Raw genomic sequence first — 26,052 nt, 5'->3', positions numbered from 1 at the left:
TTTTGTCTATACAAGCCAAATCCCCCTTACTTGCCCTAGAAATGGGCCGAGAAAGGGGGATTTATTATTGCAGCCTTATCACATCACAGTTCCGTCATAGTGTTGCTCTCTGCGCTCTTTATATCCCAATATTGCAGAAACGAATGAAAGGCTTCATCCCGCTGCGGCCACCTGCGCTCCACGAGAGATTGAATTGGAGTCTCCCGGCGAACTTCAGGTGATAAGCTGTAGAAATCGTTAAGTGTGTGACCCACTGTATATTGCACCTGCTGTTGCCAGCGGGGAAGTCCCGTTGCCGGGTTATCCTTGCCAGGTACGGCTGCACCACCCATCAGGATGTGCTCAACCCGGTAATCCAGCAGCCTTTTTGCATTCCCCGCCAAGGGTGCAGCCTTTCTGCACATAAAGTTCGTTCCGGTTGGCCCGCCCATATCTTAAGAAACCGCCATACAGGCTTCAATAAACTGGCGTCCAAACCGGCGGCATTCTTCTTTTTCCGGGGCGGTTGGGCCATATTCGATCTTCAGACTTTCCTGCGTAATAACCGCACCGCGCTCCTTCAATTTCTGTTCAATAAGGTCCACGGCACCGCAGTAGATTTCATATCCTGTATCCCCGCTGCCAAAAACTGCGGATGGTACCGAACCCAGTTCCAACTCATCCATCTCTTCGTAGAAATCAAGAAACTCATCCGGAAGCTCACCATCTCCCCAGGTATAAGCCCCGAGAAGCACACCATCATATCCTTTTATCTCAGACGCATTGCAGTCAGTTACCGATCTTAGAACAGCCTCTCCGCCTGCATGGCGCACTCCTTCTGCAATAAGTTCTGCAATTTCCTCTGTGTTGCCGGTTAAACTGGCATATGCCACGAGCACTTTAGCCATGAATCTGTACCTCCCTAAATTTAAGCATATATAGCATACCCATATACTCATTCATTTTATTTAATAATGATTTTCATTGTCAATACAATCTAAAAACACCCGGGACCACCGTCCTTCACGGCTTTCCCATGGTGTTCTTAAAAGTGATTTATTCCATTGGCAGACCGTTAATAGGCACCCTGAAGCAAGGTAATTCTATTACCGTCAGGGTCAGAGAAATTCAGCTCCTTACCTCCATATTCCATCATGGCCGGAGGCTCGCAATCAAGCCCCCTAAGTCGGAGTTCTGCATATGTCTCATCCAGGCTGCTGCAGGAAAAAACCAGGTTGACTTCACCAGTGGTAAGCTTGTCCCATTTGTTCTCATCCCAAATAATAATCCCGGGTATACCCCGTTCAAATCCGATCTTTGCCCCGTCAAAATTACCAAACCTCTCAAAAGCAATAGGGATAGACAGCACTTCAGAATAAAATGCCGCAAGTACGGCGGTATTTCTGCTGTAAAGATTGATGCCTTCAAATGATGAAATCATCGGTAAATCCCCTCCCGATACAGATATAGTAACAGCAGGCAGCGCCTGTCCTGAGAATATTGTAACGGAATATAGAAGCTACGTATTGCAAAAAAACGACATCTAAAGCCTTGCATGTGCAAGAGCTACAAGCGGAGTTCTACCCGCATATTTCCTGAAACTGTTTATAAAGTGAGACTGGTGGCTGAAACGGTAATCAAAGATTATATCCTGAATGTCCAAGTTGGACTCCGACTGATAATGAATATAGATGTCCCTCCAAACATTCTGGAAACGGACCAAATCGGAAATTTTCTTAGGGGAAAGCCCAATGTACTCCTGAAAAAGCCTCTCAAGCTGGCGGCTGCTAAGCCCGGAGCTGATCTGCAGCTCTGCCGCACTAACTACACCCTTGCTCCTCACCAGGGTATAGACGGCATTCATTAGGCTGTCGCTCGAATACCGGGATCGTTCCAAACGCCTCAGTAAATAGGATTCGGCTGCGCAGATCCGTTCCTCCATAGAGTTCATTTGAGCCAGTAAACCTCCGAGTTCGTTACGGAACGAACCGAAATACACATCCACATCAGAATTGCTATTCAGGACATCTCTCATGTGGTTATCAGCAAAATAATGCACGGCCCAAAAATGAAACCGGATGCCAAAACGGATGGTTCCATGACTTTTGGGATGACTTGGCACTTCAAACGGCGCATCATTGATCCCGCAAAAATAAATCCGGGGTTCTGCCTTACCTTTCTCCAGCTCCCATATGATATCCATGCATGTGTCGGGAATAATAGTTTCTCTCTCAGCCTGCTGGCTATCGCGTATAAGTATTCCTTCTGCCGCTGAGTTCCCAGAATCTGAACCCCAATAACAGCGGATGTAAGGCCGTAAGAATTGGGACGGCGGATACTCACAGGTTGTGCCGGGACTTGCCGTTATCGGCTTATACATTTGTGAGAGATTGAACATACGGCACAACCTTTCCGTTCCTGAGCATTATTGTGGCATCGTTGTCCTTCTGGGAACCAGTTCATAAATCGCATATCCGCCATCCGATGTAGAGCGAAGAGGCTTGATTTTGTCTTTTAACAGGATATCCTCATTGTACTCCCTGCTCTCTCCTCCAACCGTATAATGAATACTCATATGAAGTACCGATTTGCTGTCCAGGCTGATGCCACTAATGACCTTACCTTCTGCCACCGGATTTATATCACTTCGGTAAAAAGGTTCTCCAGAAGTCCAGTCAAACAGACGCACCCCCGACACTCTCCCGTCAACATTGACATTATCCACGGAAGTGTCATTGCCGGTCAGCTCCATAAAGTATCCCCCTGCCAAATAGACATGGTTCGGAGTAGACACCAGATTAATATTGTTGATGGCAAAATCCTCTGTACGAATGTCAAAGTGATACTGCAGCGGTTCCTGGTGAAGTTTAACCTGATCATACACAATCAGGGCGGTCAGTGCCAGTAATATGGCAGCAACCAGTCCTCTGGTAAGCGATTTGCTCTTTACCATTGCTCTCCCTCTTTCCATTCCATCTACTTTGGAAGTATTATACAGAGCACAGAGAATGGTTAAAATGAAAATAGTCTCAGGCATACTGGTTTTTTGTTTGTAGGGGCCGGGTGAAATGTTGTACAATTAAAGCTAAATGAATTTTTGAAGGATGGATAAATCATGTTTATAGCAAGTAGCTGGAAAGACTATGAAGTTCTCGATACTGGAGGCGGAGAAAAGCTGGAACGCTGGGGAGATGTTATCCTGCGCCGTCCGGATCCGCAGATTATATGGCCACTCGAGCAAGAAACTCCGCAATGGACTAATGTGCATGGACACTACCACCGCAGTTCATCCGGCGGCGGTCAATGGGAGATGAAGAAACCCATTCCCGATCATTGGAATATCGGGTACGGCAAGCTGAAATTCCAGCTTCGTCCTACCAATTTCAAACACACGGGGCTCTTCCCTGAACAGGCAGCGAACTGGAGCTGGATGATGGACAAGATTGCTTCTGCAGGACGTCCCATTCAGGTTCTGAATTTGTTTGCGTATACCGGAGGCGCTACTGTGGCAGCAGCAAGTGCCGGCGCATCAGTAGTACACGTAGACGCAGCTAAAGGAATGGTTCAATGGGCAAAGGATAACGTCAAACTATCCGGCCTCAGCGACAAGCCCGTCCGCTTCATTACCGATGATGTATTCAAATTCGTACAACGTGAACAGCGCCGCGGCAGCAAATACGACGCCATCATTATGGATCCTCCATCTTATGGTCGAGGTCCGGGCGGCGAAATGTGGAAGCTTGAAGCCAGCCTTTATCCCTTCCTTGAGAGCTGCATGGAAATTATGAGCGATAAGCCGTTGTTTATGCTGATCAATTCCTATACCACAGGCATCTCGCCAACGGTGCTTCGCAATATGCTGTCCATGACTATGGGCAAGCGTTACGGGGGCAAGCTGACGTCCGGGGAAATCGGTCTGCCGATCACGTCCACCGGCATGAATCTTCCCTGCGGCATTCTGGGACGCTGGGAGGCGTAGCCCATGGCACAGGCGCCGCTTGAGATTCTATATGAGGACAACCACCTGCTTGGGGTGGTGAAGCCGGTCAACATTCCTGTCCAGGAGGATTCTACAGGGGATTTAGATCTGTTGACCATCCTGAAAGAGGATGTCAAACAGCGATTCAATAAACCCGGTAATGTCTATATGGGATTAGTCCACCGCCTGGACCGCCCGGTTGGCGGCGCTATGGTGTTCGCTAAGACCTCCAAGTCTGCTTCAAGGCTATCGGAGAGTGTTCGCAGCCGGAGCTTCCGCAAGGTATATCTGACGGTTGTACATGGCAAGCCACCGGCGATGCATGGACGGCTTATAGACACCCTTCTGAAGAATGAGAAGACGAATACGGTTACCGTCGTCCGGAAAGGCACTCCCGGAGGCAAAGAAGCCATTCTGGATTATACCGTGCTTGGCACCTCGGAAGGCCTCAGCCTGTTGAAGATTGATCTGCACACCGGTCGCTCCCATCAGATTCGTGTACAGCTCAGCTCGCTAGGTTGTCCACTGTATGGAGATCAGAAATATGGTGCCTCCGTGAATAAGCCGGGGCAGCAAATTTCATTATGGTCTCTGCTCGTCGGGTTTCCCCACCCTGTCACCAAAGAAGAAATAGAACTAATCTCCCTGCCGCCGCAGAACTATCCATGGAACTGCTGGTCTCAGGATACACAAAAGCAGGCCGTCCGATAAGGACGACCTGCTTTTGTCATTCCACTACATTTTGTTTCTGACATATGTATTACTAAGCTTCCATTATAGTTTGACTAATGCTGCAGCCGGGGGTTCCTGGGTTGTGTTATTGACGACCATCTTACCCATTAAGTATAGCAGCAGCTGCTGGTTGTGTGATGAAATCGGATCCATTATTCCGGCAAAAAAGTCACTGCGGATTTTTAAGCCGCGCTCTGTTTCTTTCTTACCATTCTCTGTAATACTGATCCATACGATTCGACGGTCCCCGCCATCGCGTTCACGGCCGATTAATCCATGTTTCTCCATCCGGTCAAGAAGCATTGTTACCGCCGCCGGGCTGGTTGCCAGATGCGGTGCCAGATCAGAAGGCTTCATGACATCATGCTCCTGAAGCAATTCCAGCACGGTGAGCTGTGCATCCGTCAGCGTTGGAGCCAGCTTAGTCTCCATATAGAGCTTATAGTCTTTCATAATTTTATGCCAGATTTTACTGAAATCAGAAGAGTGCACACTTATTCCTTCCTTTCCTGCGTACGATCCGTATCCTTACAAGTTCGTGCAAAGGTTCGAATTTCCTGCAAAAGGGAAAAAATAAAATGAAGTCCAAACCAAAAACGACGCCTGAACTTCGATGTGGAAGTCCAGGCGCCGCTATTATAGAACCGAAAGTTCAAACCAATTATTTCACTGCAGGAATTACGCTAATGATTTCATCCTTCTTCTCAACCGGAACAATAAGTTTACCAATCGAACGACGATCACTGATTGGAACTGCCTCAGAAGAGAAGTTAAAGAATGCCCCTTCACGGGTTATCGCTGTCAATTCCAGCGGCTCCTTGCAATAGAACGCACCCGCAACTCTGCTGCCGTTAGGACGTACTCGTTTGCCTTCTTTAAACTCAAAGGTTGGCATTCCCTTACCACCGCGGCTCTGTGACGGATAATCAACAAGCAGAGAACGTTTTGCATGCCCGATCTCAGTGATCGCTAGGATCTCACCTTCATCCTCACCAACCCAGAGCGATGAAATCACTTCGTCACCTTCCCGCAGTTGAATCCCGCGTACTCCAGTCGCAACCCGGCCCATTGGGTTCACTTCATTCTCACGGAACCGGATGCTCATACCCTCGCGTGTAATAAGGACAATATCCTTATCTCCACTACTGATATTCACGGACAGAACCTCATCGCCTTCACCGAGCTTACAAGCAGCTACAGCTCCGGAACGGGTAGTCGAGTACTCCTTCAGTTCAGTACGCTTCACTTGACCCTTGCGGGTGATAAAGACCAGACTTTGCTGCGATTCTTCAATATTGCCCACTGGGAGTACACTGATAACCCCATCGCCCTTTGATAAGCTGATCACATTAACAATTGCAGTTCCTGGATCTTTCCACTTGAACTCAGGAATCTGGTGTACTGGCAGAAGGAAGTATTGGCCCTTGCGGGTGAATACGAGCAAATTATCTCTCGTGTTCAGCTCGAACAGCTTGACGATGTGATCGCCATCCTTCACTCCTGAGGTACTGCGCTCGCCGCCCGAGCGTGTAAAAGAAAGCATTCCCGTCCGCTTAATGTATCCATCTGCAGAAAGCGCAACGAGGACATCCTCCGCATTGACAAGTACCTCAAGGCTAACCTTGATCTCTTCCACTTCCTCCTGAATCAGGGATCTGCGGTCGATGCCGTATTTATCGCGAATTTCAATTAATTCCTTGCGGATTACAGCAATCAGCTTCTTATCGCTGTCCAGAATCCCTTGTAAGACCGAAATCTTGGCGTGTGTTTCGTCAAGCTCCTTCTGAAGTGATGTGATCTCCAGATTGGTCAACCGGTACAACTGCAACGTCAGAATGGAATCCGCCTGGCGTTCGCTGAAACCGAACATCCATACCAGATTATTCTGGGCATCCTGCCGGTTCTTTGACGCCTTGATGGCTGCAATGACTTCATCCAGAATATTCAATGCCTTAACAAGTCCTTCGAGTACATGGGCCCGGTCTTCGGCACGCTCCAGATCATATTGCGTCCGGTGAGTAACTACCTCGCGTTGATGAGCAATATAAGCCTGCAGGATATCTTTAAGGCCGAGCTGTTGAGGGGCTTTATTCACAATCGCAACCATATTGAAGTTATAGGTGACTTGCAGATCCGTCTTCTTAAGCAGATACGCCAGAATCCCTTGAGCATCGGCATCTTTTTTAAGCTCAACGACAATGCGCAGCCCCTCGCGACCACTCTCATCACGAACTTCGGCAATACCATCGATTTTCTTCTCCAGACGAATGTTCTCCATCGCTGTAACGAGCCGCGACTTCACAACCTGGAAAGGAACCTCGGTAATCACGATTTGTTGTTTACCACCGCGCAGATTCTCAATCTCCGTCTTGGACCGCAGATAAATACGGCCTTTGCCGGTACGGTAAGCATCCATGATGCCCTCGCCACCCATGATGGTACCGCCTGTCGGAAAGTCAGGACCTTTAATAAAGGTCATGATATCTTCCAGTGCAATTTCAGGCTTCTGCATGACTGCGATACAGGCATCAATGACTTCACGCAGGTTATGCGGGGGGATCTCTGTGGCGAACCCGGCGGAGATTCCGCTTGTGCCGTTCACCAGCAGGTTCGGATAACGGGAAGGAACCACTACTGGCTCTTTAGCCGTATTATCAAAGTTATCTTTGAAGAGTACGGTCCGCTTCTCGATATCACGCATCATCTCCATCGCAATCGGAGAAAGACGGGCTTCCGTATACCGCATGGCCGCTGCCGGATCATCATCCATCGAACCCCAGTTGCCATGTCCGTCTACAAGCACATGACCCATCTTCCAGGGTTGTGCCATCCGCACCATTCCATCGTAGATGGAGGAGTCCCCGTGGGGATGGTAGTTACCCATTACGTCCCCGACGGTTTTGGCGGACTTCCGGTACGGCTTGTCCGGAGTATTGCCGGAATCATACATTGCGTACAGAATACGGCGCTGCACCGGCTTGAGCCCGTCACGGACATCGGGGATTGCCCGGTCCTGAATAATATATTTGGAATACCGGCCGAAGCGGTCACCCACGACCTCTTCCAGAAAAGCCGGTAAAAATTGCTCTGATAAACTGCTCACTATGCTTCACCTTCTGTTCCTCAATCTATCCACTTATTTAACCGGTGGTGCGATCAGGGCGCTCCACCTGCGGATTGTTCTTCCAGTCGCTGTTGTTCTCCGATTCTCTGATTCAAGCCGCTATCCGCGGTAAGAATCGGAGAACAAAGGCGAACGCTGCGCTCCTACAGAACAATTCCGCCTGCTCCGCTTATCCGCACCAAAATTAAAAGCAGGGGAAGTTCTCGTCACTAGCCGAAATACTGCAAATCTTCATTGCCGATTTCCTTATTACCTGTACCTTCGGCGTTACTCCACGATCTCGGTGAAATCAACATTCTCGACGATCCAGCGCTTACGCGGGTCTACTTTATCGCCCATCAACGTGGATACACGGCGCTCCGCCTTGGCGGCATCCTCAATCTGTACCTGGAGCAGCGTACGCGACTCGGGATTCATGGTAGTCTCCCACAATTGATCGGGATTCATCTCTCCCAGTCCTTTATAGCGCTGCAGCTCAAAGTTTTTGCCGAATTCCTTCAGGTAGTTCTGCAGCTCCTCGTCGCTCCATGCATAACGGACCGTCTCCAGCTTGCCTGTTTTGCGTGTCAGCTTGTACAGCGGAGGCTGAGCGATATACACCTTGCCTGCATCAATCAAAGGTTTCATGTAACGATAAAAGAAGGTCAACAGCAGCACTTGGATGTGTGCACCGTCTGTATCCGCATCGGTCATAATAATAATCTTGGCATAATTGCTGTCTTCTACGGCGAACTCCGTACCGATCCCGGCGCCGATTGCAGAGATAATGGCCTTGTACTCATCATTCTTCAAGATATCAAGCAGCTTGGCTTTTTCCGGATTCATCGGTTTACCCTTAAGCGGCAGAATCGCCTGAATCTTGGAATCACGTCCCTGCTTCGCGGAACCACCCGCAGAATCCCCTTCCACGATGAACAGCTCCGTACGTGAGAAATCTTTGGATTGTGCAGGTGTGAGCTTACCGCCCAGATTTGAGCTTTCACTCCGTTTCTTCCCGGTGCGGATTTCATCGCGTGCCTTACGGGCTGCTTCACGGGCTTTGGATGCTTGAATCGATTTCTTCAAAAGACTCTGACCCACCTGAGGATTCTCCTCCAGGAACCGTGCCATGTGTTCTGCAACAATGTAATCCACAGCACTGCGGGCAGATGAGCTGCCGAGCTGGTCTTTTGTCTGACCGACGAATTCAACCTCGCTCATTTTGACACTGATTACAGCCATCATTCCTTCACGAAGATCGTTACCTTCCAGGTTCTTATCTTTTTCCTTCAACAGCTGAGTACGGCGGGCATAATCGTTCATTACGCGTGTGTATGCTGTCTTAAAGCCTGTCTCATGTGTACCACCGCTGCGGGTAGGAATGGAGTTGACGAAGGAAGCAAGTGTTTCTGTATACCCCGCATTGTATTGAAGCGCCACTTCAACCTCAATATCGTCCTTCTCCGCGCTAAAATGAATGACATCATGCAGAACGTCCTTGCCTTCATTCAGGAACTGAACGAACTGGCTTGCGCCGCCTTCATAAATGAATTCATCTTGTTTACCGCTCCGGTCATCCGTCAAGGTAATCCGCAGGCCTGAGTTCAGGAAAGCGATCTCCTGCACTCTTTCTGCAAGGGTATCGTAGTTTAAGGCAATTCCATTCGGAAACACGCGAATATCCGGCTTGAAGGATATCTTCGAACCGGTCTTATTCGTATTTCCCAGAATCTCAAGTCCCGTCACTGGCTCTCCGACATGCTCCTTGCCGGTCTTGGGATCCACCCAATATTCGAAACGCTGCCGGTGAATCTTGCCTTCCCGGTAAATTTCAACTTCCAGCCATTCAGATAATGCATTGGTGACAGAAGCACCAACGCCATGCAGACCGCCAGATTTCTTATATCCGGAACCGCCGAATTTCCCTCCGGCATGCAGCATCGTAAAAACGACCTGCGGCGTAGGAATGCCCGTCTTGTGCATTCCGGTCGGTATCCCGCGTCCGTTGTCGATTACAGTCACCGAGCCGTCTTTGCGCAGTGTAATATCAATTTTGGAGCAATATTTGGCCAGATGCTCATCTACTGCGTTATCCACAATTTCCCATACTAAATGATGTAAACCCGAGGAACTCGTACTGCCAATGTACATACCAGGCCGTTTGCGTACTGCAACGAGACCTTCGAGCACTTGAATGTCGTCAGCATCGTAACCAGTACGGCTGTTTCCACCGTTCTTTGATGACTCTGCAAACAAATCGATCTGTTCGAGCATTCATGCTCCTCCTTCTTTTTCAATACCAAAAGGCAAACAAATGTTTTGGTCACTTTGTTCATTCTAATTCAAAATATCCCTTTTCGTAAAGACGGTGAATGAAATGATCACCGATATTATGCCCCAAACGGCCAGCACTGCCATCGAAAAGGGAAGTGTCATGCCTTCGATTGGCGCAGGTGTACCCGCCAGATAGCTGGTTAAGCCTAGGTTAACCATAAATAAATATTTGGCAGTGGTCCAGGCTGAAGCCATATTGGTTAGGATGGTTCCCGCGATAAGCGTGGCCATCATAACGACAATGCTGGCTGCCGTGCTCCGCACCAGAACTGAAACCATAAATGCGAGCAGTGCAACGACGATACTGACATACCAGATCAGTCCGCACTGCATCAGCATATATTTCCATTGAGGCAAAGCATGTACCGTAGAAGTATTAACCGTGTCACCACTCAACTGAAAGCCTGTAAACACCGGCACATTAAAGCCCTTATAACCAAAGGCCAATCCCGAGATAAGGTAGCTCAGCAGGAATGTGGACAGCACGATGAGGGACACGAACATAATCAAAGCGGTCATTTTGCTAAAAAGAATCTTCCAGCGTTTCACCGGCCTTGTGAGCAACATCTTGATGGTGCCCGTGGTCCGCTCACCTGATACAAGATCCGAAGCTACCGCCATAATCAGGAGCGGGATGAACAGCGTTATGGAATTATCCAGAAACTCACGGGTAAAAGTGACCCCGCTTGGTTCATTCGGATTCACATCATGATCCAGGTAATACTGAAGCTGCTGGACAAATATTTTCCGGTATGACTTCCATTCCTCGGGTATGCGGTCACTGCTGAGTGAATTCTGGTTATCCGTGATCTGCTGCTGTACCTCAAGCCGCCAATCAGAGTTAAACTTATCCCGGCTGCGCTCGGCGATCCGCAACTGCGCATAAGTAAACATAGGAACTAGGACTGCCAGAATAAGCAGAATAACATAAAATCGTTTCTTTTTCAGTATCTTAATGCACTCATTGCGGATGAGCGGCAAGAGATTATTCAATGGACTCACCCTCCGTCAGTTTCAAGAATAGCTGTTCCAGTGTTGGGTTGATTTTATGCACGGTCCTGACTTCGATATCCGCAGCTACCAGCGCGGCGACAAGCTCCGGGATAAGTTCATCCTCCATAATAGTGACCACGGAATTCTGCCCCATTCCGGCAGTAACGGTATCGTCCAGAGTAATTCCGGCCACATCGGCGATATGAATCTCCGGATGCTCATCTAGCAACTGATGACCGCGGTCAAACGGCTCAAGCTCCCACAATACATAGGGAGAATTACGGGCGACAAGCTCTTCGACTCCACCCTCGGCCAGTACCCGACCTTGCCCGATAATTGCGACTCTATCGCAGAGAAGCTGGATCTCACTCAGTAAATGACTGGATACAAAAACCGCCATCCCCTCGTCGGCAAGCTTACGGATGAACTCCCGCAGCTCCTTGATTCCTTTGGGATCAAGCCCATTTGTCGGTTCGTCCAATATCAGCAGCCTAGGCCGACCTAAGAGTGCCTGGGCAATACCGAGGCGCTGCCTCATACCAAGTGAATAGGTTCTCACTTTATCGTGAATACGCTGGTCGAGTCGTACAATATCTACTACCTCTGCAATACGCGCCTTATCCACTCCCGGCTGCATACGGGCAAAGTGCTGCAGATTCTCCCAGCCTGTCAGGTAGGAGTAAACTTCAGGATTCTCCACAATAGAGCCTACATATTGCAGAGCTTTCTCCGGATCACGATTGACATTGTAGCCGCATACGGTAATCGTTCCTTCACTTGGACGGATTAAATCCACGAGCATGCGGATCGTTGTTGTTTTACCTGCACCATTTGGACCCAGGAATCCAAAGATCTCTCCTGCTCTTACATTAAATGAGACATCGTTGATGATCCACTTGCGTCCGATTCTTTTGCGAATATGATTGACTGACAGAACGATATCCGAGGTGACGCCTGAATTTCCCTTGTTCATCCCATTACAACTCCCTTATCCCTCTATACCTCTGGTTCATCGTACCGCTTGTGCTATCCGGTCTGCTATCCGCTGATAACCTTCTCCGCTGGGGTGAAAATGATCCGATGACAAATATTTCTCCAGATGATTGTGAAACAGGTCAAAAGTCGGCACGAGTGTCATATTGCTATGCTTGTTAATAATATCCATGGCTGCATTATTCCAAGCGGTAACCGCCTGATTGCCGGGAATCTGAAGCTCTGGTATATCCCCGAAAGGATTATAAAGACCCAAATAGTATATTTGGGCATCCGGATTAATCTCCTCTATCTGCTCCAGCAGCTTCCGCAGGCTCACAGAAGCTTCGGGCAGAGCTGCCAGCAGTGATTCTGGGGTCAGCTCCTCTTCTGAAGGTACATTCTTGTTACCGGCACCTTCACTTTGGATTATTCCTGCTCCCCGGAACAAATCATTCCCGCCGATTGAGAGCAGTATCGTATTAGCCTGACGTAATGTATACTGGACACCTTCATCCTCCAGCCGGCTACGCAGATCCGCTGTGGTAAGCCCGTTGATTCCCAGGTTCCCTAACAGCTTCACCTCGTTACCACTCTTTGAAAGTCCTGTTACGGCCCTTCTTACGAATCCGTCTCCACTGTTATCTCCTGTGCCTTTAGCGAGGGAATCTCCGATTGCAACCACTTTCAAGCTTCCATCCTGTGCTGCGGGTGCAGCCGTTTCCCGGGGCAACGAGCTAAGCGGAGTGTCTCCTTGCGGCTTCATAATATCCTTCACCGCGTACCCGAAGCCCAATAGAAAGACTAAGGTTGATGCTATAGAAATTAGGCTTATGAAGCGCCAGGTCCATTTGGAATCATTCAATGTAATCCCTCCGTATAGTATCTATTGTGCCACTTTTTCCCGTATATTTAACTATGTAGTTAAACATAATTCTTCTATCTTTAATTTGCAAATTTCACGGACAAAATCTCATGATGAGCATCAGAATTACTCCGCGAAAACTTTTTTTTAAAAAAGCTGGCTTTTTCTGAGTCTACGTTATATAATATCTTTTGTTGGTTCACCACACGGGTAATTAGCTTAGCTGGTAGAGCAGCCGACTCTTAATCGGCAGGTCGCAGGTTCGAACCCTGCATTACCCATATTGAATTGAAAGAAGCCGGGAGATCCCGGCTTCTTTTTTTGTTATTTTCGAGAGCCGCTTGGGTATAATAAAAAAAGCTCTCTGCCCGAAAGCAGAGAGCTTTATGAGTTATTTACTTAGATACATCCCTTATTTACCTATGAATTCCTGAACCCAATAGTTATTGTCGAAACCGACACCAATATAGTTGAAATTCTTACTTAGAATATTGGCCCGGTGTCCAGGACTGTTCATCCAGGCTTTCATAACCTCTTCAGGTGTACGCTGTCCCATGGCAATGTTCTCACCAGCAGCTTTGTACGAAATCCCGAAAGATTTCATCATGTCAAAGGGTGAACCGTACGTTGGCGAAGTATGCGAGAAATAGTTATTAGTCCGCATATCTGTAGCTTTGGTCAGCGCAAGCTTATTCAAGCTGTCAAGTCCCGTTACCGGACTAAGACCGGCAGCGCTACGCTCTTTGTTAACCAATACAACAACCTGTTGGGTGAACGTTAATTTAGTGCTTGCTGCTGCAGTCGTGCCGCTTGTTGCAGGCTTAACGGCAGGAGCAGTTGTAGTCACGGTGGTGCTCTTCACCGGCGCTACAGTAGCCTGTGGTGTGGATACCGTTACATAGGTAGTTTTACCCGCAGATACCGCTGTGTTGCTATAGTAAGTCTGAATATATTTCAGTACTTGCTGATATTGGATGGCAGCCTGATCATTGGCGCTTGCGGCAGATACGCCAGCCCCTGCAGGAAGTGTGATGCCCAGTGCCATAACGGCCGATATGCTTCCACCTAACAGTGCTTTCAATGCGTTGCTTTTCATTATTCCATCTCCTTATCTGGATGTAGTTTCTAAGCTGTTGCAGTTACTAGAGCAATGATTACGAATTTGTAACTTTTCGACTCCTAAGTCATTGTAACACACTTTAATCAACTGTGCGGTGTTAGTTTTTGTCAATTATTAAGAGCGAACTCCGCTTATGTCAAACCTGCTCAAAACTAAAAGGGGCAGTCTGGAGCCATTTTCATGGTCTGGACAGCCCCTTCGTATAAGATCAATTCGCAGCCACTAATAGAAATATCGGCTTATAGTGATTGAGATTTCAGTGAAATGACTGCCAGAAGTCACCTTCTGTTGAGATTAAGCCCATAATTTCGGCATAAGGGATTCGGAAGGTAGGAAATCCTGCTGAATACGGAGCAATTTCGTAGGGAGCGAAATAAAGATAAAGTGCCTCTGCGTCTACATAAAACGGCTGATCTGCTTTTATGCCGGTGTAGGCTCCCGGGAAAACGTAAGAATATTGCGGATCTGTTGCTATCTGCTTCCCGACGATATCACTCAATTTCTCTACATATTTGCTTCCCGGTTTGAACAAATCACTTAGCTTATAAAATTTTCCGTTACGCAAATTTATATGCACATAAATTTTCGTCGGCATACCATGTGCGGCCCCAAAAGGAAAGTTATAGCCGTTAAGCTCTAACACAAGTAAGTTCTTACGGAAGAAGGCTACTGAGAAATCACCCGTATAGCTGGCTTCACGTGGAGTCCCACCGCCTCCTCCTCCTTCAACAAGAGAAAGCTCCTTCAGCTTATTATTCACATCTCTGGATACTTCTACATTAGCAATGCCTTCAACAACCGGATAGTAGACCAAATAATCCATATTCGGTTTGTATTTCTTCTCTATCACGGAATATGGAGGCCGTAATGGAATCACAGTATTCTGCTTCCATACCTGTCTCCCCCGCATGATATAGTATGATGTTCGCAAATCCACATCTGCTCGGATCAAATTCCCACTGAACGAGAGTGACCCCGATCCGGGCACTACCGGTGGCTGAGCTGCACGGTTACCGCTTTTATCAATGAAATAGGTGTCTTTCTCATCATAGACGGAAGCCAGCCCTTTCATGTAATTATTCACACCAAGTAAAGGGTGGCTGCTAAGTATCCGTCCTGTAACCGCATCTGCAATCGCATAACGCGTACCAATGTAAGGCTGATCCGGATATATTGGAGTTCCAAGAGCCACACGGTCCTCTCCAAGCTGTTGAATCACATAATACTGCGCTGGAATTACCATTTTGCCCTGCATGTCAATCAGACCATATGCATTTCCATAATTCTCTGCAGTATTTACGACTGCTCTACCGTCCATAAACGGTAAGGCTGACGTGAATTGCGGCTGGATGGCAATGGTCCCATCGGTCCGCAGGTATCCGTATTTACCATTCTCCGTCGCCTGAAACGACAGCAGTCCATCTCCAGGGTTCCCTACAAATGGGTGCTGATACGTGTGCAGACGGTTTCCTTCCTTATCAATCAGCGCAAACTCTCCGCTTCCTATCTTCACAAGCGCCATACCATCCATGAAATCGCCTGCATCTTCAAAGGTCGCCGGTATTACCTCTTTGCCGTTCTGATCCAGATACCCGTAACGGATCGCGTTACTGTCAAGCCCTGTATAAAATAGCGCACGTCCTTCATGCAGAGAGTTCAGAAAATCATATCTTTTCGTAGTTACAGGTTTTCCGGATTCATTGATCATAAAATATCCTTTAGTATCAGACACAACTGCACGGCCTTCTGCAAATGGAGCGATAAATGAATATACCGGTTTCACCTTTTCCCGGCCGGAGCTGTTAATGATTCCGCTGCGTCCATTAATCTGTACAATCGCAAGCCCGTTATCCTGAAATTCTTCAGCATAATCATAACGCGGTTCGATTGCAGTCTTTCCGTCATCCCCGATATAACCCCAGCGCATCCCGTCTCTAAGCATAAACGGTGCTGGATGGAGGGCAGTGGCCCGTTGATTAAGGCTAACTTCCTCCTCGGCCGTAAGTGTCTCCCAAGTCTTATTGAAGTAATCCACACGGTATAACCCCGGCTCCGCAGGGATTGATACAAACCGTTCCTCATCCGCACGAACCAGTTCTTCCTGCTCCGAAACAAAGCTGTTCCAGCCGATCCCGTCCCATTTCCATACCTCAGCATACAGCAGGTTATCCTCCTGCCCACCAGCCAGCTCACTCAGCTTGATTCTTATCATACATTGTCTCCCCCTGCACAAAGGCATTTGCCTATAGGATATGGAGATTACATCAGCTTGGTGTCTGCCAAAATTAATATTGCGCAATTACTGTTTATACAATATACTGTGTACACATTAAACTGTTTATATATTAAACAAAAGGAGTTGTGACATGAGCATTTATGCCATTGAGATTAATAATCTGCACAAAAGCTTTGGTACTCAGTCCGTATTGGGTGGAATTGACCTTAAAGTTCCCAAAGGCATTGTATTTGCACTACTCGGCCCCAATGGTGCAGGGAAAACCACATTAATCAACATTCTATCCACTCTGGTCGATGCCGATGAAGGATTTGTACGTGTCGAAGGATTTGATCCTGCGACAGAAAGAAACCAAGTGAAGCAGTGCATCAGCCTCACCGGACAGTTCGCTGCTGTTGACGATGTATTAACCGGCGAGGAGAACCTGCTAATGATCTGCAGACTAAACGGACTTAGCGCGGAGGAGGCTAGAGTCCGGACAGCTGAGTTACTGAAACGATTTGACCTCGTCGCTGCAGCCCGCAAGCGGGTCAAAACATACTCCGGAGGCATGAGACGGCGTCTCGATCTGGCTGTAAGCCTGACGGTTACTAGACCGGTACTGTTCCTCGATGAACCTACAACGGGTCTGGATACCCGTAGCCGACGGGAATTATGGGATATTGTCCTTCAATTGAAACAGCACGGGATCACCATATTTCTTACAACTCAATATCTGGAGGAAGCTGATGTACTGGCAGACCAAATTGCAGTGATTGAAAACGGAGTCGTCATCGCGCAGGGAACCGCCGAAGAGCTTAAATCCTTAGTAGGCGGCGAAGTCATAGAGCTTCGCAGCGCAAACGATGAGCTTATCCGCAAGATCCCTACAAACGGCAGTATAAAAGATATACAACAAATCCTGAACAAGATCGCTCCCGGGTGTTCTGCAGATTCGCGTGTTGTAATCAGCAGGCCGAATATGGATGATGTGTTTATCGCTTTGACTTCAACAGAGAAGGAGGTTTCATCTATATGACAACAACATACACCACCCCTAAAACGGCATCATTTGCTGTAACTAATGTTATGTTTATCAGGCGCAGCCTCCGGCACAGCATGCGTAACACAGAGACATTGGTTATGTCTGTTATGCTTCCTGTAATGCTCATGCTCCTCTTCACCTATGTTTTTGGAGGTGCTATTGATCCTGGGGGAGATTATGTGAACTATGTCGTTCCGGGAATTATTCTTCTATGCGCAGGTTTCGGTTCGGCAAGCACGGCTGTAGAGGTTTCCGGCGATATGACAAGCGGAATTATCGAACGTTTCCGTACCATGCCAATCGCTAGCCTAAGTGTCATCACCGGACATATCGTTGCCAGCGTCCTGCGTAATCTGCTCGCGACTGCTGTGGTTATCGGAGTAGCCTTGCTTGTGGGCTTCAGACCTTCTGCAGGCTTCATAGAATGGTTGGAAGCGCTTGGACTAATCACATTATTCATTCTAACCTTTACGTGGCTGTATGCCGCCATTGGCTTAGTCGCCGGAAGCCCGTCTGCCGCGAGCGGATACGGATTTGCACTGCTCTTTCTCCCTTATCTCTCCAGCGCCTTCGTTCCGACGAGTACAATGCCAATCTGGCTGCGGGGTGTTGCGAACCATCAGCCGATCACTCCGGTTATTGAGTCTATCCGTGGCTTACTGACGGGAACACCGATACAGGATCAGATTTGGTGGGCTATCGGATGGTGTGCCGTCCTGCTGCTAGGCTCGTTGGTATGGAGTACATGGGTATTCCGAAGAAAAGCGGGACGACGCTGAGGACCAATTATGAGTCTTGGTAAGATACCTGAGCTCCAGAACCCTTATGTATAACAAAGAACCCATCTTCCAAGTTGCGGAGATGGGTTCTTCGTGATTCCCAGACAATTTTATCTTTATTTTATTTATTTTGCTTACTCATATAACTGCCGATACCGTCTAAAATCCGTTCAAGGCCGAAGTCAAAGTCGTTGTCCACAGGGTTGTCCGCTTCATTCTCTCCGGTATAGACACCAGACATGACAACCGGATGCAGGTACGGGAATTGGCTGGGCTTCACAAGCGCCTTAAGCGCCTCGGTATAATTAAGTCCGCTGAAGTCCTCAGGACTTGAACCCGCCTGAACTGCCCGGACCATATCCCGCTGGATGATTCCGCATGACCGCGCATAACTGCTTAGAAGCAATAATATGGACATTTTCTCATAATCACTTAAAGGAAAATCCCTCATGGTCCGAAGAATCCAATCTACATACTGGAGGTTGTTAGGAGTCACAGGGACACTGCTGATTGGAATATCGCCAAACCAGGGATGGTCTCTAAAGACTTTTATCGTCGCATTTACATATTCACGCATATTTTCGCGCCAATCCGCTGGCTCCTTTTCCGGAGGTATCGTGATTTCAGAGACCGCCTCCTGCATAAGCAGGAGCAGATCGTTTTTACTGGGAATATATCTGTACAGCGACATGGCTGTAAAGCCTAATGCCGAAGCTACCCGGTTCATCGACACAGCAGCTATTCCATCCTTATCTGCAATGGCAACGGCTGTCTTAACAATCTGTTCAATGCTCATTTCCCTTTTAGGACCCCGTTTGGGGGGCTTAACCAAACCCCAGCTGATAGCGGCCCCAACAGGCAGGTTCAAGGCTTCTAGTTGATTCGCTGCTTCGTCTTTGCTCATTTATCCAGTCCTCCCGAGGCCTTTGACACTTCGTTTAATTGTATACTCAATAAACAGTATACCATATTTAACCTTCTGAAATACACGCATGGACTCCTATAAACAAAAAACCGCCCCACCCGGAATCCGGATGAGGACGGCTTGATTGTATTATCTTATCCGCTGTTACTTCTTCGAAGAATATTTACGCATATCGAAGGCAACGGCTGCGATGATGATCATACCTTTGATGATCAACTGGTAGTTCGGGCTGATACCGATAAAAGTAAGACCGTAGTTGATGATGGTGAAGATGATAACACCGACCAGAACGCCTGGAACAGTACCGATACCGCCTGTTGTGGATACGCCGCCGACTACGCAAGCCGCGATGGCATCAAGCTCGTACATGTTACCATAGTTATTGGTTGCTCCACCTGTTCTTGCAGCTTCAAGCACACCAGCCAGACCGTAAAGGGCACCGGCAATTGCATAGATGTATACCAGGTATCTGGATACGTTGATACCGGATACTTTGGCAGCTTGCATGTTACCGCCAATAGCGTACATATTTTTACCCAGCTTGGTTTTGTTGAAGATTACCCATACCAGCGCTGCAACGACCAAGGCAATAATAACGATATATGGTATCGAATATTTGCCGCTGCCGATAAAGCCGGAGCCGATATCGGTGAAGTCACGACGCAGACCGCCGATTGGTTGGGATTGGTTCGGGTCTGTATCGAAATACAGGGAGTTAACACCCAGTACAATTAGCATCGTTCCCAGTGTTGCGATAAATGGTGGAACATTCAACTTGGAGACAATTAGACCATTGATTAAACCGCAGATCAAACCTGCAAGAATCGCAATCAGAATCGGCAGAAGCACATTGATCTGTGGCAGATCCGGGAAGAAACGACGTGAGTAATCCGGAACTTGCAGCATGGAGGCTGAGATAACTGCCGTGAAACCTACAACCCGTCCTGCGGACAAGTCAGTACCCGCCGTAATCAGGATAAAGGCGACACCAAGGGCAATGATGATACGGGTGGACGATTGAATCAATACGTCACGTACGGTGTTAAAGGACATAAATCCTGGTTCGTACAGGACAATACCAAAAATCAGTAGAACCAAAACGATGTAAATCGCATTTTGGGTGATAAAGGACTGAGCTTTTTTAACGTTCATTAGTAGTGTTCCTCCTTAAAGTTACGCGAAGCGTAGCTCTCTTCGTAAGCATAAGCTGATTTGCGAAGTAAAACTGTCTTCGAAAGCATAATCTTTTCTTCCTATCCTAGTGCTGTGCAGCGAGACGCATAACTTCGGTTTCCGTAGCCTGCTCGCCTTCTAGTATGCCTGTAAGCTTTCCTTCCGACATTACCATTACCCGGTCAGACATTCCGAGGAGTTCAGGCATTTCAGAAGAAATCATGATGATACTCTTACCTTGTTTCGCCAAATCGGCAATGATCGTATAAATCTCGAACTTCGCACCTACGTCGATACCGCGAGTAGGCTCATCGAGGAGAAGAACTTCCGGCTCGGTAAGCAACCATCTGGCAAGAAGCACCTTCTGCTGGTTCCCCCCGGACAGGTTCATGATTGGTGTTTTAGTTGTAGGTGTTTTGGTGCGCAGCTTCTCGATCATTTTATCTACTTCTACTTTTTTCTTCTTGCCGTTAAGCAGAAGATAAGGAGTTGTATACCGGTCGAGGTTAGCGATTGCACCATTCTCATGGACGGACAGAACCGGGAAGATACCCGTTACACGGCGTTCTTCCGTCAGCAGCGCCAAGCCATACTTCATAGCGTCTTTAGGAGAATTAATTTTAACTTGTTTGCCTTCAATGGAGATGGAGCCGGACTGAATCGCACGGAGACCGAACAAAGCCTCAATTACTTCAGTACGCTGCGCACCAACCAGACCGCCGATGCCAAGAATTTCACCGCGTCTTAGAGAGAAGGATACATCTTTAAAGGATCTTGGTTCCGGAGAGGTCAGTCCATCTACTTTCATGTAGACTTCACCAGGAACGTTATGGCGTTCAGGGAAGCGGTTAGTCAGATCACGGCCAACCATTCTGGAGATAATCAGGTCGGTTGTCATTTCAGCAGCCGGCCAGGTACCGATTTTTTTACCGTCACGCATGATGGTAACGTCATCGGAAATCTCAAGGATTTCTTCCATCTTGTGAGATATATAAATAATGGCAACGCCCCGTTTTTGGAGATCCCGGATAATCCGGAACAGATGCTCCACTTCCACGCTGGTCAGGGATGAAGTTGGTTCATCCATAACAATAACGCGGGAATTAAAGGACACGGCTTTCGCAATTTCGATGGATTGGATTTTGGATACGGACAGTTTGCCCACCAAGGTTTCGGGATTCAGATCAAGATCCAAATCTTTGAATAGATTCTGCGTATCATTGTACATCTTTTTGTGGTCAATAAACTGAAGCGGCCCGATTCCCTTGGTCGGAAAACGTCCTAACCAGATATTTTCCATAACGCTACGGAAAGGTACTGGATGCAACTCTTGGTGAATCATGGAGATCCCGTTTTTAAGGGCATCGTTAGAATTGTTAATGTTGGCTTTCTCGCCATTCAGGTAAATTTCACCGGCATCCGGTGAATAAATTCCGAAAAGACATTTCATTAGTGTTGATTTACCTGCACCGTTCTCGCCCATAAGAGCATGAACCGAACCAGGTTTTACTTGCAAGCTAACACCGTCCAGCGCTTTTACACCGGGAAATTCTTTCGTGATATTTTTCATTTCCAGCAAAAACTCGCTTTGAGCCATTTTCTTACGCCCCCTACGTTTTTTTCTTTTTTAATGAGAGGCACAGTGGTTCCATCCTGTTCCCTACCCGAAAGGAAATTCAGGGAGCGCGAACGCTCCCCGTTCATTCCTCAGTACTCTAATTACTTAGCGTCAGCAACGTTGTCTTTAGTGATCTTTTTGTAAGAGATCCATACATATTGGTTGTCAGTGATGTCGAAACCAACGTTTTCTTTAGTTGGAGTTTCGCCTTTAGCAAGCAAGGAAGCTACAGTGATAGCTGCTTTACCTTGGTTGTTAGCATCATTCAGAACAGTACCAAGCATAGTTCCTTCTTCAAGAGCTTGAACAGCTGGAGCAGTTGCATCAACACCTACTACCGGCATGTATTTGTCGCCAGTGAAGTATCCTTGTGCTTTCAAAGCTTCGATAGCACCGAGTGCCATGTCATCGTTGTTAGCAAGAACGGCTTCGATTTTGTCGCCGTGGGAGCCGAGGAATGCTGCCATTTTTTCTTGACCTTTTACGCGATCCCACATTGCAGTATCTTCAGCCAATTTCTCAACTTTGATACCAGCATCTTCGATAGCTTGGATGGAGTAAGTTGTACGAAGCTCAGCATCTTGGTGTCCTGGTTCGCCTTTAAGCATTACGTATTGAAGAACGCCGTCGCCGTTTTTGTCAGCTTCTGGGTGTGCTTTCCAGTAGTCAACGATCAGTTGGCCGGACATTGTACCGGACTCTTCTGCTTTAGCGCCTACATAGTAAACTTTGTCCCATTTCTTCATATCTTCAGGAAGCGGTTCGCGGTTCAGGAATACAACCGGAATGTTAGCTGTTTTAGCTTTGTCGATGATAACGCCAGCTGCTGTACGGTCAACCGGGTTGATCAGCATGCCGTTGTATTTTTTAGTAATGAACAAGTCAACCTTGTCATTTTGTGTTGGTTGGGAGTTTTGGCTGTCAACGATATCTACATCAGCAATACCTTCAGCGGAAGATTCGATTGCGTTACGAACACCAGTCATGAAAGTGTCATCAAATTTGTAGATGGCAACACCTACTTTTGGAGTTCCTTCAGCGGCAGGAGCAGCAGTTGCTTCTGCACCGTTAGTAGCGTTACCTGTGTTAGCGTTATTAGCAGCGTTGTTGTTGCCACCACAGCCTGCAAGAGCAGCACCCAGCAAAGCGCTGGCAAGTAATACGGAAGTGATTTTTTTCATTATTCATTGACCTCCTGATTAATTCTTTATTTGTATGTCCCGTGTTGTTCCGGGTACATTGTTATTATGCCTTACCTGAAAGCGATTGCGAATATAAAATCCTACTCATTTTCATGAAAATTCTCATATAGTAACCAGGAATTTTATATTTTTTTCCCGTTTTATGTCGTTTCCCCCTTTGCATATTTCATTATCTGACGAACGGAAATAACAGCTTTTGATTCTCTGGCCACAACATGTTATCCAGATCAATCAGCTTGGTCCCGGTATCCACTCGTTCAGGCACATCAATGCCCTGGATGACCTCAACCGCATGCTTTACGGCCAGATAGCCGTTACTGAAAGGATTCTGGATTACAGTGGCCTGAACAGTACCATCCTGCAAAAGTTCCATCATGGATGGAGAACTGTCGAATGCGACCATCTTTATATTGCCCATCTTTAAGTTTTGTATGACTTTCGCAGCACCTTGTGATGCAGTTTCATTCAAAGTTGCTAGTCCACGCAAGGACGGGTGCTTCTCGACCATATCTTGAGTAAGTCTCTCTGCATCCGCAATCTCTGAAGAGGTATAGGCGATTTGAACAACATGGATATTAGGATACCGCGCGGCATAATTCAAAAAGCCCTTCTCCCGCTCATCCGCATCACGTGCCCCGATATCAATAGTGCTTGCAGAATTCGCTTGTTCACGGGAAGTGGAGTTCGTAAAATTGATAATGCCGATTTCACCATAACCCTTAAGAAGCTGTATCAGTCTTTCTGCAGATTTCTGGCCGGCCTCATATCCGTTAGAGCCGACATAGGTTGTTACTCTAGCAGAACCCACCTCGGCATCCACCGAGATGACCGGAATTTTGTAATAAGCCGCTTTATCTACCACCTGCGCCAGACCCATATAACTGCTGGCTGCTAATATAATCACATCAGCTTTGTCTGAAATTGAGTCCTCTACCATTTGGATCTGGTCATCCACATCGCTTTCAGAGTCAGGAGCCTTAAAGGTCAGACTTACATTAAACTCTTTGGCTGCCGTCTCAGCTCCCTGCTTGACGGTATTCCAATATTCACCTTTGTTCATCTTAACGATCATGTGCACTTTACGGGTTTTGTTAGTATTCATATAATCAGGAGCAGTATTGAAGCAAGAGGTAACCGATACCCAAACCGCCACACATAACAGCAGTGTCAGCCCAAAACGAATGGTTCTCATACGGAAGTCCCCTCCTCCTTCTCATATTCCCCGGCGCCCTTCTGTTCCATTAATGCTGGAAATACGATGATGACCGTCGTACCTTCTTCAATTTCGCTTTCAAAAGATAATCCGTATCCACGGCCAAAATAAAGACCGATCCGTTCGTTCACATTTCTCACGCCTACCCCGGAGCCACCGCTTTTGCTTCCGCCTGTCAAAATACCGTTCAGTGTCTCCTGGGACATTCCCAGTCCGTTATCCCTGACGGTAATGACTACGTTCTTATCCGCAAGCTCCGCTCTAATGGAAATAAACCCTTCATCCGGCATCATTTCGATCCCGTGATACAGCGCATTCTCGACAATGGGCTGCAGGATAAGCTTCATCGTCTGGCACTGAAGAACCTCTTCCTGCGCTGATATTTCATAGCGGAATTTGTTCTTGAACCGGAAGCTTTGGATGACCAGGTAGTGACGGACATGATCCAACTCCTCTTGTACGGTGATAATATTCTTCCCTTTGCTAAGAGAAATCCGGAAGAACCTTGACAAGGACTGGATCATGGTAACCACCTCGTCTGTTTTTCCGCGCTCCGCGAGCCGGATCACTGAATTCAAAGTGTTATATAAAAAATGGGGGTTGATCTGGGATTGCAGTACTTCGAGTTCGCCCTTACGTTTGGTTTCCTGTTCATAAATAATCTGGTCCATCAGTTGGCGGATGCGCTGCAGCATCAGATTAAAGCGCTTGGACAGCTGCTCCACTTCATAAGCTCCGCTGACATCGATAGGAGTATTTAAGTCACCTTCTCCCACCTGTTTCACCGTCCGCTCCAGATTACGGATCGGGCTGGCGATCAATGCGGACATCAGGACCGAGACAATGATTACACAAAGAATAACGACAGCAAGGAATCCCAGCAGGAACTGGTTAAGGTCACGTTTGGTCGTTACAATCTCATCATAATAAGCGACTCCAACGATTTTCCACCCTGTCTCCGCCAGAGTCCGCACGGTAATAAAGCGTTTCTCTCCCGTGGAATCATCGACATAACTCCGGTAGGCATATTCAAGTACCGGCTCCACATTCTCATATTTTAAACCCGCATAAATCAGTTGCTGCTGCGGATGATAGACGATATTTCCTAACGGGTCCAGGATGTAAGCGTAACCTCTTTTGCCCAGCTTAACCTGCTTGCTGAGTTCATCAATGGTACGGAAATTGAAATCGATCAGCAGAATGCCTGTCTTCAGCGAACCGTGGTCACGGTATTCCACTAGCTTGCTCATGGATACCACCCAGGTATATTTGTTCTTGAACAAGTTCTGGATATGCGGCGCAGAGAATGAAATCTCCTTCGTCAGTGACGGCGCCGTGAACCAGCTTTGATTCTCAAGCTGGGTATTATTGCGCATGTCTGACTTGGGGACATCCAGAACAAGCTGGCCCTGCGGCGTGAATAAAGCCACAGAGACAACATCTTCACGCGTTTCCAGAAGTGAGTTGAGCCTCTCCTCCAGGAGGGAATCATCGATCGAAGAAGTTTCGGAGATTCGCTCCTCCGCCTTTTCATAAATGTTGCGCATTCCATTGACATACAGCTCCAGATTGTAATTTACCTGTTCGATAATCTGCTGCATGTTCAGGTTGGCATTCGCTTCTGCCGTTTTGGCAAACTTGTTGTAGAGCATAAAGCTTACGATTACCGCTACAAGAACCGCCACCGTTGTAAAGGTAACGGTAATAATAAACTGAATGCTGCGCAGCTTGGAAGAAAGCTGAAGCTTTCCTCCTCCACGCCGCTGTGGCCGCAGCGGATAAAAACGACCTTTTTTAATCGACAT

23 protein-coding genes and 1 tRNA gene are annotated in these 26,052 nt (G+C 47.5%); 5 read left to right on the top strand and 19 right to left on the bottom strand.

Annotation, left to right across the window (positions count from 1 at the left end):
* Positions 1–83: 83 nt before the first annotated feature.
* The 5 genes from ACAN55_RS05945 to ACAN55_RS05925 all read right to left on the bottom strand — a co-directional run bounded on the left by ACAN55_RS05945 (position 84) and on the right by ACAN55_RS05925 (position 2,932).
* A complete protein-coding gene (locus ACAN55_RS05945; RefSeq protein WP_379129438.1) occupies positions 84–383 on the bottom strand; it encodes a hypothetical protein in 300 nt (99 codons plus the stop codon).
* Positions 384–434: 51 nt separating this feature from the next.
* The gene (locus tag ACAN55_RS05940; RefSeq protein ID WP_379129434.1) at positions 435–887 is read right to left on the bottom strand and encodes a flavodoxin; all 453 of its coding nucleotides are present in this window, start codon (positions 885–887) and stop codon (positions 435–437) included.
* Positions 888–1,054: 167 nt separating this feature from the next.
* The gene (locus ACAN55_RS05935; protein ID WP_379129431.1) at positions 1,055–1,420 is read right to left on the bottom strand and encodes a VOC family protein; all 366 of its coding nucleotides are present in this window, start codon (positions 1,418–1,420) and stop codon (positions 1,055–1,057) included.
* A gap of 102 nt (positions 1,421–1,522) precedes the next feature.
* Positions 1,523–2,359 carry a helix-turn-helix domain-containing protein gene (locus tag ACAN55_RS05930; protein ID WP_379129428.1) on the bottom strand — a complete coding sequence of 279 codons (837 nt, stop codon included), beginning with the start codon at positions 2,357–2,359 and terminating at the stop codon, positions 1,523–1,525.
* 45 nt (positions 2,360–2,404) lie between these two features.
* On the bottom strand, positions 2,405–2,932 hold the full coding sequence (locus ACAN55_RS05925; protein WP_379129425.1) for a hypothetical protein: 528 nt from the start codon (positions 2,930–2,932) through the stop codon (positions 2,405–2,407).
* Between the two features lie 162 nt (positions 2,933–3,094).
* Between ACAN55_RS05925 and ACAN55_RS05920 the strand changes: the two genes are divergently transcribed.
* Positions 3,095–3,958, top strand: a complete 864-nt coding sequence (locus tag ACAN55_RS05920) for a class I SAM-dependent methyltransferase (protein WP_379129423.1) — start codon at positions 3,095–3,097, stop codon at positions 3,956–3,958.
* 3 nt (positions 3,959–3,961) lie between these two features.
* Entirely contained in the window at positions 3,962–4,669 is a 708-nt protein-coding gene (locus tag ACAN55_RS05915) for an RluA family pseudouridine synthase (RefSeq protein WP_379129420.1), read from the top strand.
* A 63-nt stretch (positions 4,670–4,732) separates the two neighbouring features.
* On the opposite strand, the gene ACAN55_RS05910 is transcribed toward ACAN55_RS05915, so the two are convergent.
* The 6 genes from ACAN55_RS05910 to ACAN55_RS05885 form a co-directional block, all read right to left on the bottom strand.
* Positions 4,733–5,182, bottom strand: a complete 450-nt coding sequence (locus tag ACAN55_RS05910; protein ID WP_379129417.1) for a MarR family winged helix-turn-helix transcriptional regulator — start codon at positions 5,180–5,182, stop codon at positions 4,733–4,735.
* Positions 5,183–5,351: 169 nt separating this feature from the next.
* Entirely contained in the window at positions 5,352–7,793 is a 2,442-nt protein-coding gene (gene gyrA / locus ACAN55_RS05905) for a DNA gyrase subunit A (protein WP_379129414.1), read from the bottom strand.
* Between the two features lie 288 nt (positions 7,794–8,081).
* Positions 8,082–10,067, bottom strand: coding sequence for a DNA topoisomerase IV subunit B (gene parE / locus ACAN55_RS05900; protein WP_379129412.1), 1,986 nt, complete (start codon positions 10,065–10,067; stop codon positions 8,082–8,084).
* 63 nt (positions 10,068–10,130) lie between these two features.
* The gene (locus ACAN55_RS05895; protein ID WP_379129409.1) at positions 10,131–11,120 is read right to left on the bottom strand and encodes an ABC transporter permease; all 990 of its coding nucleotides are present in this window, start codon (positions 11,118–11,120) and stop codon (positions 10,131–10,133) included.
* Complete coding sequence (locus ACAN55_RS05890) at positions 11,113–12,093, bottom strand: ABC transporter ATP-binding protein (protein WP_379129407.1); 981 nt, start codon at positions 12,091–12,093, stop codon at positions 11,113–11,115. The genes ACAN55_RS05895 and ACAN55_RS05890 overlap by 8 nt, the downstream gene beginning before the upstream one ends.
* Before the next feature lie 36 nt (positions 12,094–12,129).
* Positions 12,130–12,957: a GDSL-type esterase/lipase family protein gene (locus ACAN55_RS05885; protein WP_379129405.1), complete on the bottom strand. Its 828-nt coding sequence runs from the start codon at positions 12,955–12,957 to the stop codon at positions 12,130–12,132.
* A 208-nt stretch (positions 12,958–13,165) separates the two neighbouring features.
* On the opposite strand from ACAN55_RS05885, the gene ACAN55_RS05880 reads away from it, so the two are divergent.
* Positions 13,166–13,238, top strand: a tRNA-Lys gene (locus tag ACAN55_RS05880).
* A gap of 131 nt (positions 13,239–13,369) precedes the next feature.
* Here the strand turns inward: ACAN55_RS05880 and ACAN55_RS05875 are convergent.
* Positions 13,370–14,053: a CAP domain-containing protein gene (locus tag ACAN55_RS05875; RefSeq protein ID WP_379129403.1), complete on the bottom strand. Its 684-nt coding sequence runs from the start codon at positions 14,051–14,053 to the stop codon at positions 13,370–13,372.
* Between the two features lie 280 nt (positions 14,054–14,333).
* A complete protein-coding gene (locus ACAN55_RS05870; protein WP_379129400.1) occupies positions 14,334–16,289 on the bottom strand; it encodes a WG repeat-containing protein in 1,956 nt (651 codons plus the stop codon).
* 154 nt (positions 16,290–16,443) lie between these two features.
* On the opposite strand from ACAN55_RS05870, the gene ACAN55_RS05865 reads away from it, so the two are divergent.
* Together ACAN55_RS05865 and ACAN55_RS05860 are read left to right on the top strand one after the other, a co-directional pair.
* Positions 16,444–17,331: an ATP-binding cassette domain-containing protein gene (locus ACAN55_RS05865; protein WP_379129398.1), complete on the top strand. Its 888-nt coding sequence runs from the start codon at positions 16,444–16,446 to the stop codon at positions 17,329–17,331.
* Positions 17,328–18,116 (top strand): ABC transporter permease, encoded by a 789-nt coding sequence (locus tag ACAN55_RS05860; protein WP_379129395.1) that lies wholly within the window; start codon positions 17,328–17,330, stop codon positions 18,114–18,116. Before ACAN55_RS05865 ends, ACAN55_RS05860 begins: the two co-directional genes overlap by 4 nt.
* Positions 18,117–18,237: 121 nt before the next feature.
* Here ACAN55_RS05860 and ACAN55_RS05855 read toward each other — a convergent pair whose 3' ends face one another.
* The 6 genes from ACAN55_RS05855 to ACAN55_RS05830 form a co-directional block, all read right to left on the bottom strand.
* The gene (locus tag ACAN55_RS05855) at positions 18,238–19,020 is read right to left on the bottom strand and encodes a TetR/AcrR family transcriptional regulator (RefSeq protein ID WP_379129392.1); all 783 of its coding nucleotides are present in this window, start codon (positions 19,018–19,020) and stop codon (positions 18,238–18,240) included.
* 165 nt (positions 19,021–19,185) lie between these two features.
* Positions 19,186–20,193 carry a galactose/methyl galactoside ABC transporter permease MglC gene (gene mglC, locus ACAN55_RS05850; RefSeq protein ID WP_379129388.1) on the bottom strand — a complete coding sequence of 336 codons (1,008 nt, stop codon included), beginning with the start codon at positions 20,191–20,193 and terminating at the stop codon, positions 19,186–19,188.
* Between the two features lie 106 nt (positions 20,194–20,299).
* Complete coding sequence (locus ACAN55_RS05845; protein ID WP_379129386.1) at positions 20,300–21,811, bottom strand: sugar ABC transporter ATP-binding protein; 1,512 nt, start codon at positions 21,809–21,811, stop codon at positions 20,300–20,302.
* Between the two features lie 122 nt (positions 21,812–21,933).
* On the bottom strand, positions 21,934–23,013 hold the full coding sequence (locus ACAN55_RS05840) for a galactose ABC transporter substrate-binding protein (RefSeq protein WP_379129384.1): 1,080 nt from the start codon (positions 23,011–23,013) through the stop codon (positions 21,934–21,936).
* Between the two features lie 190 nt (positions 23,014–23,203).
* Positions 23,204–24,226: a substrate-binding domain-containing protein gene (locus ACAN55_RS05835; RefSeq protein WP_379129380.1), complete on the bottom strand. Its 1,023-nt coding sequence runs from the start codon at positions 24,224–24,226 to the stop codon at positions 23,204–23,206.
* The gene (locus ACAN55_RS05830) at positions 24,223–26,052 is read right to left on the bottom strand and encodes a sensor histidine kinase (RefSeq protein WP_379129378.1); all 1,830 of its coding nucleotides are present in this window, start codon (positions 26,050–26,052) and stop codon (positions 24,223–24,225) included. The genes ACAN55_RS05835 and ACAN55_RS05830 overlap by 4 nt, the downstream gene beginning before the upstream one ends.

Origin of the sequence: Paenibacillus oryziterrae, assembly GCF_042610485.1 — a bacterium.
In the GTDB taxonomy this organism is placed as follows: Bacteria; Bacillota; Bacilli; order Paenibacillales; family Paenibacillaceae; genus Paenibacillus_AQ.
This window is presented reverse-complemented; position numbering and strand designations above follow the sequence as displayed.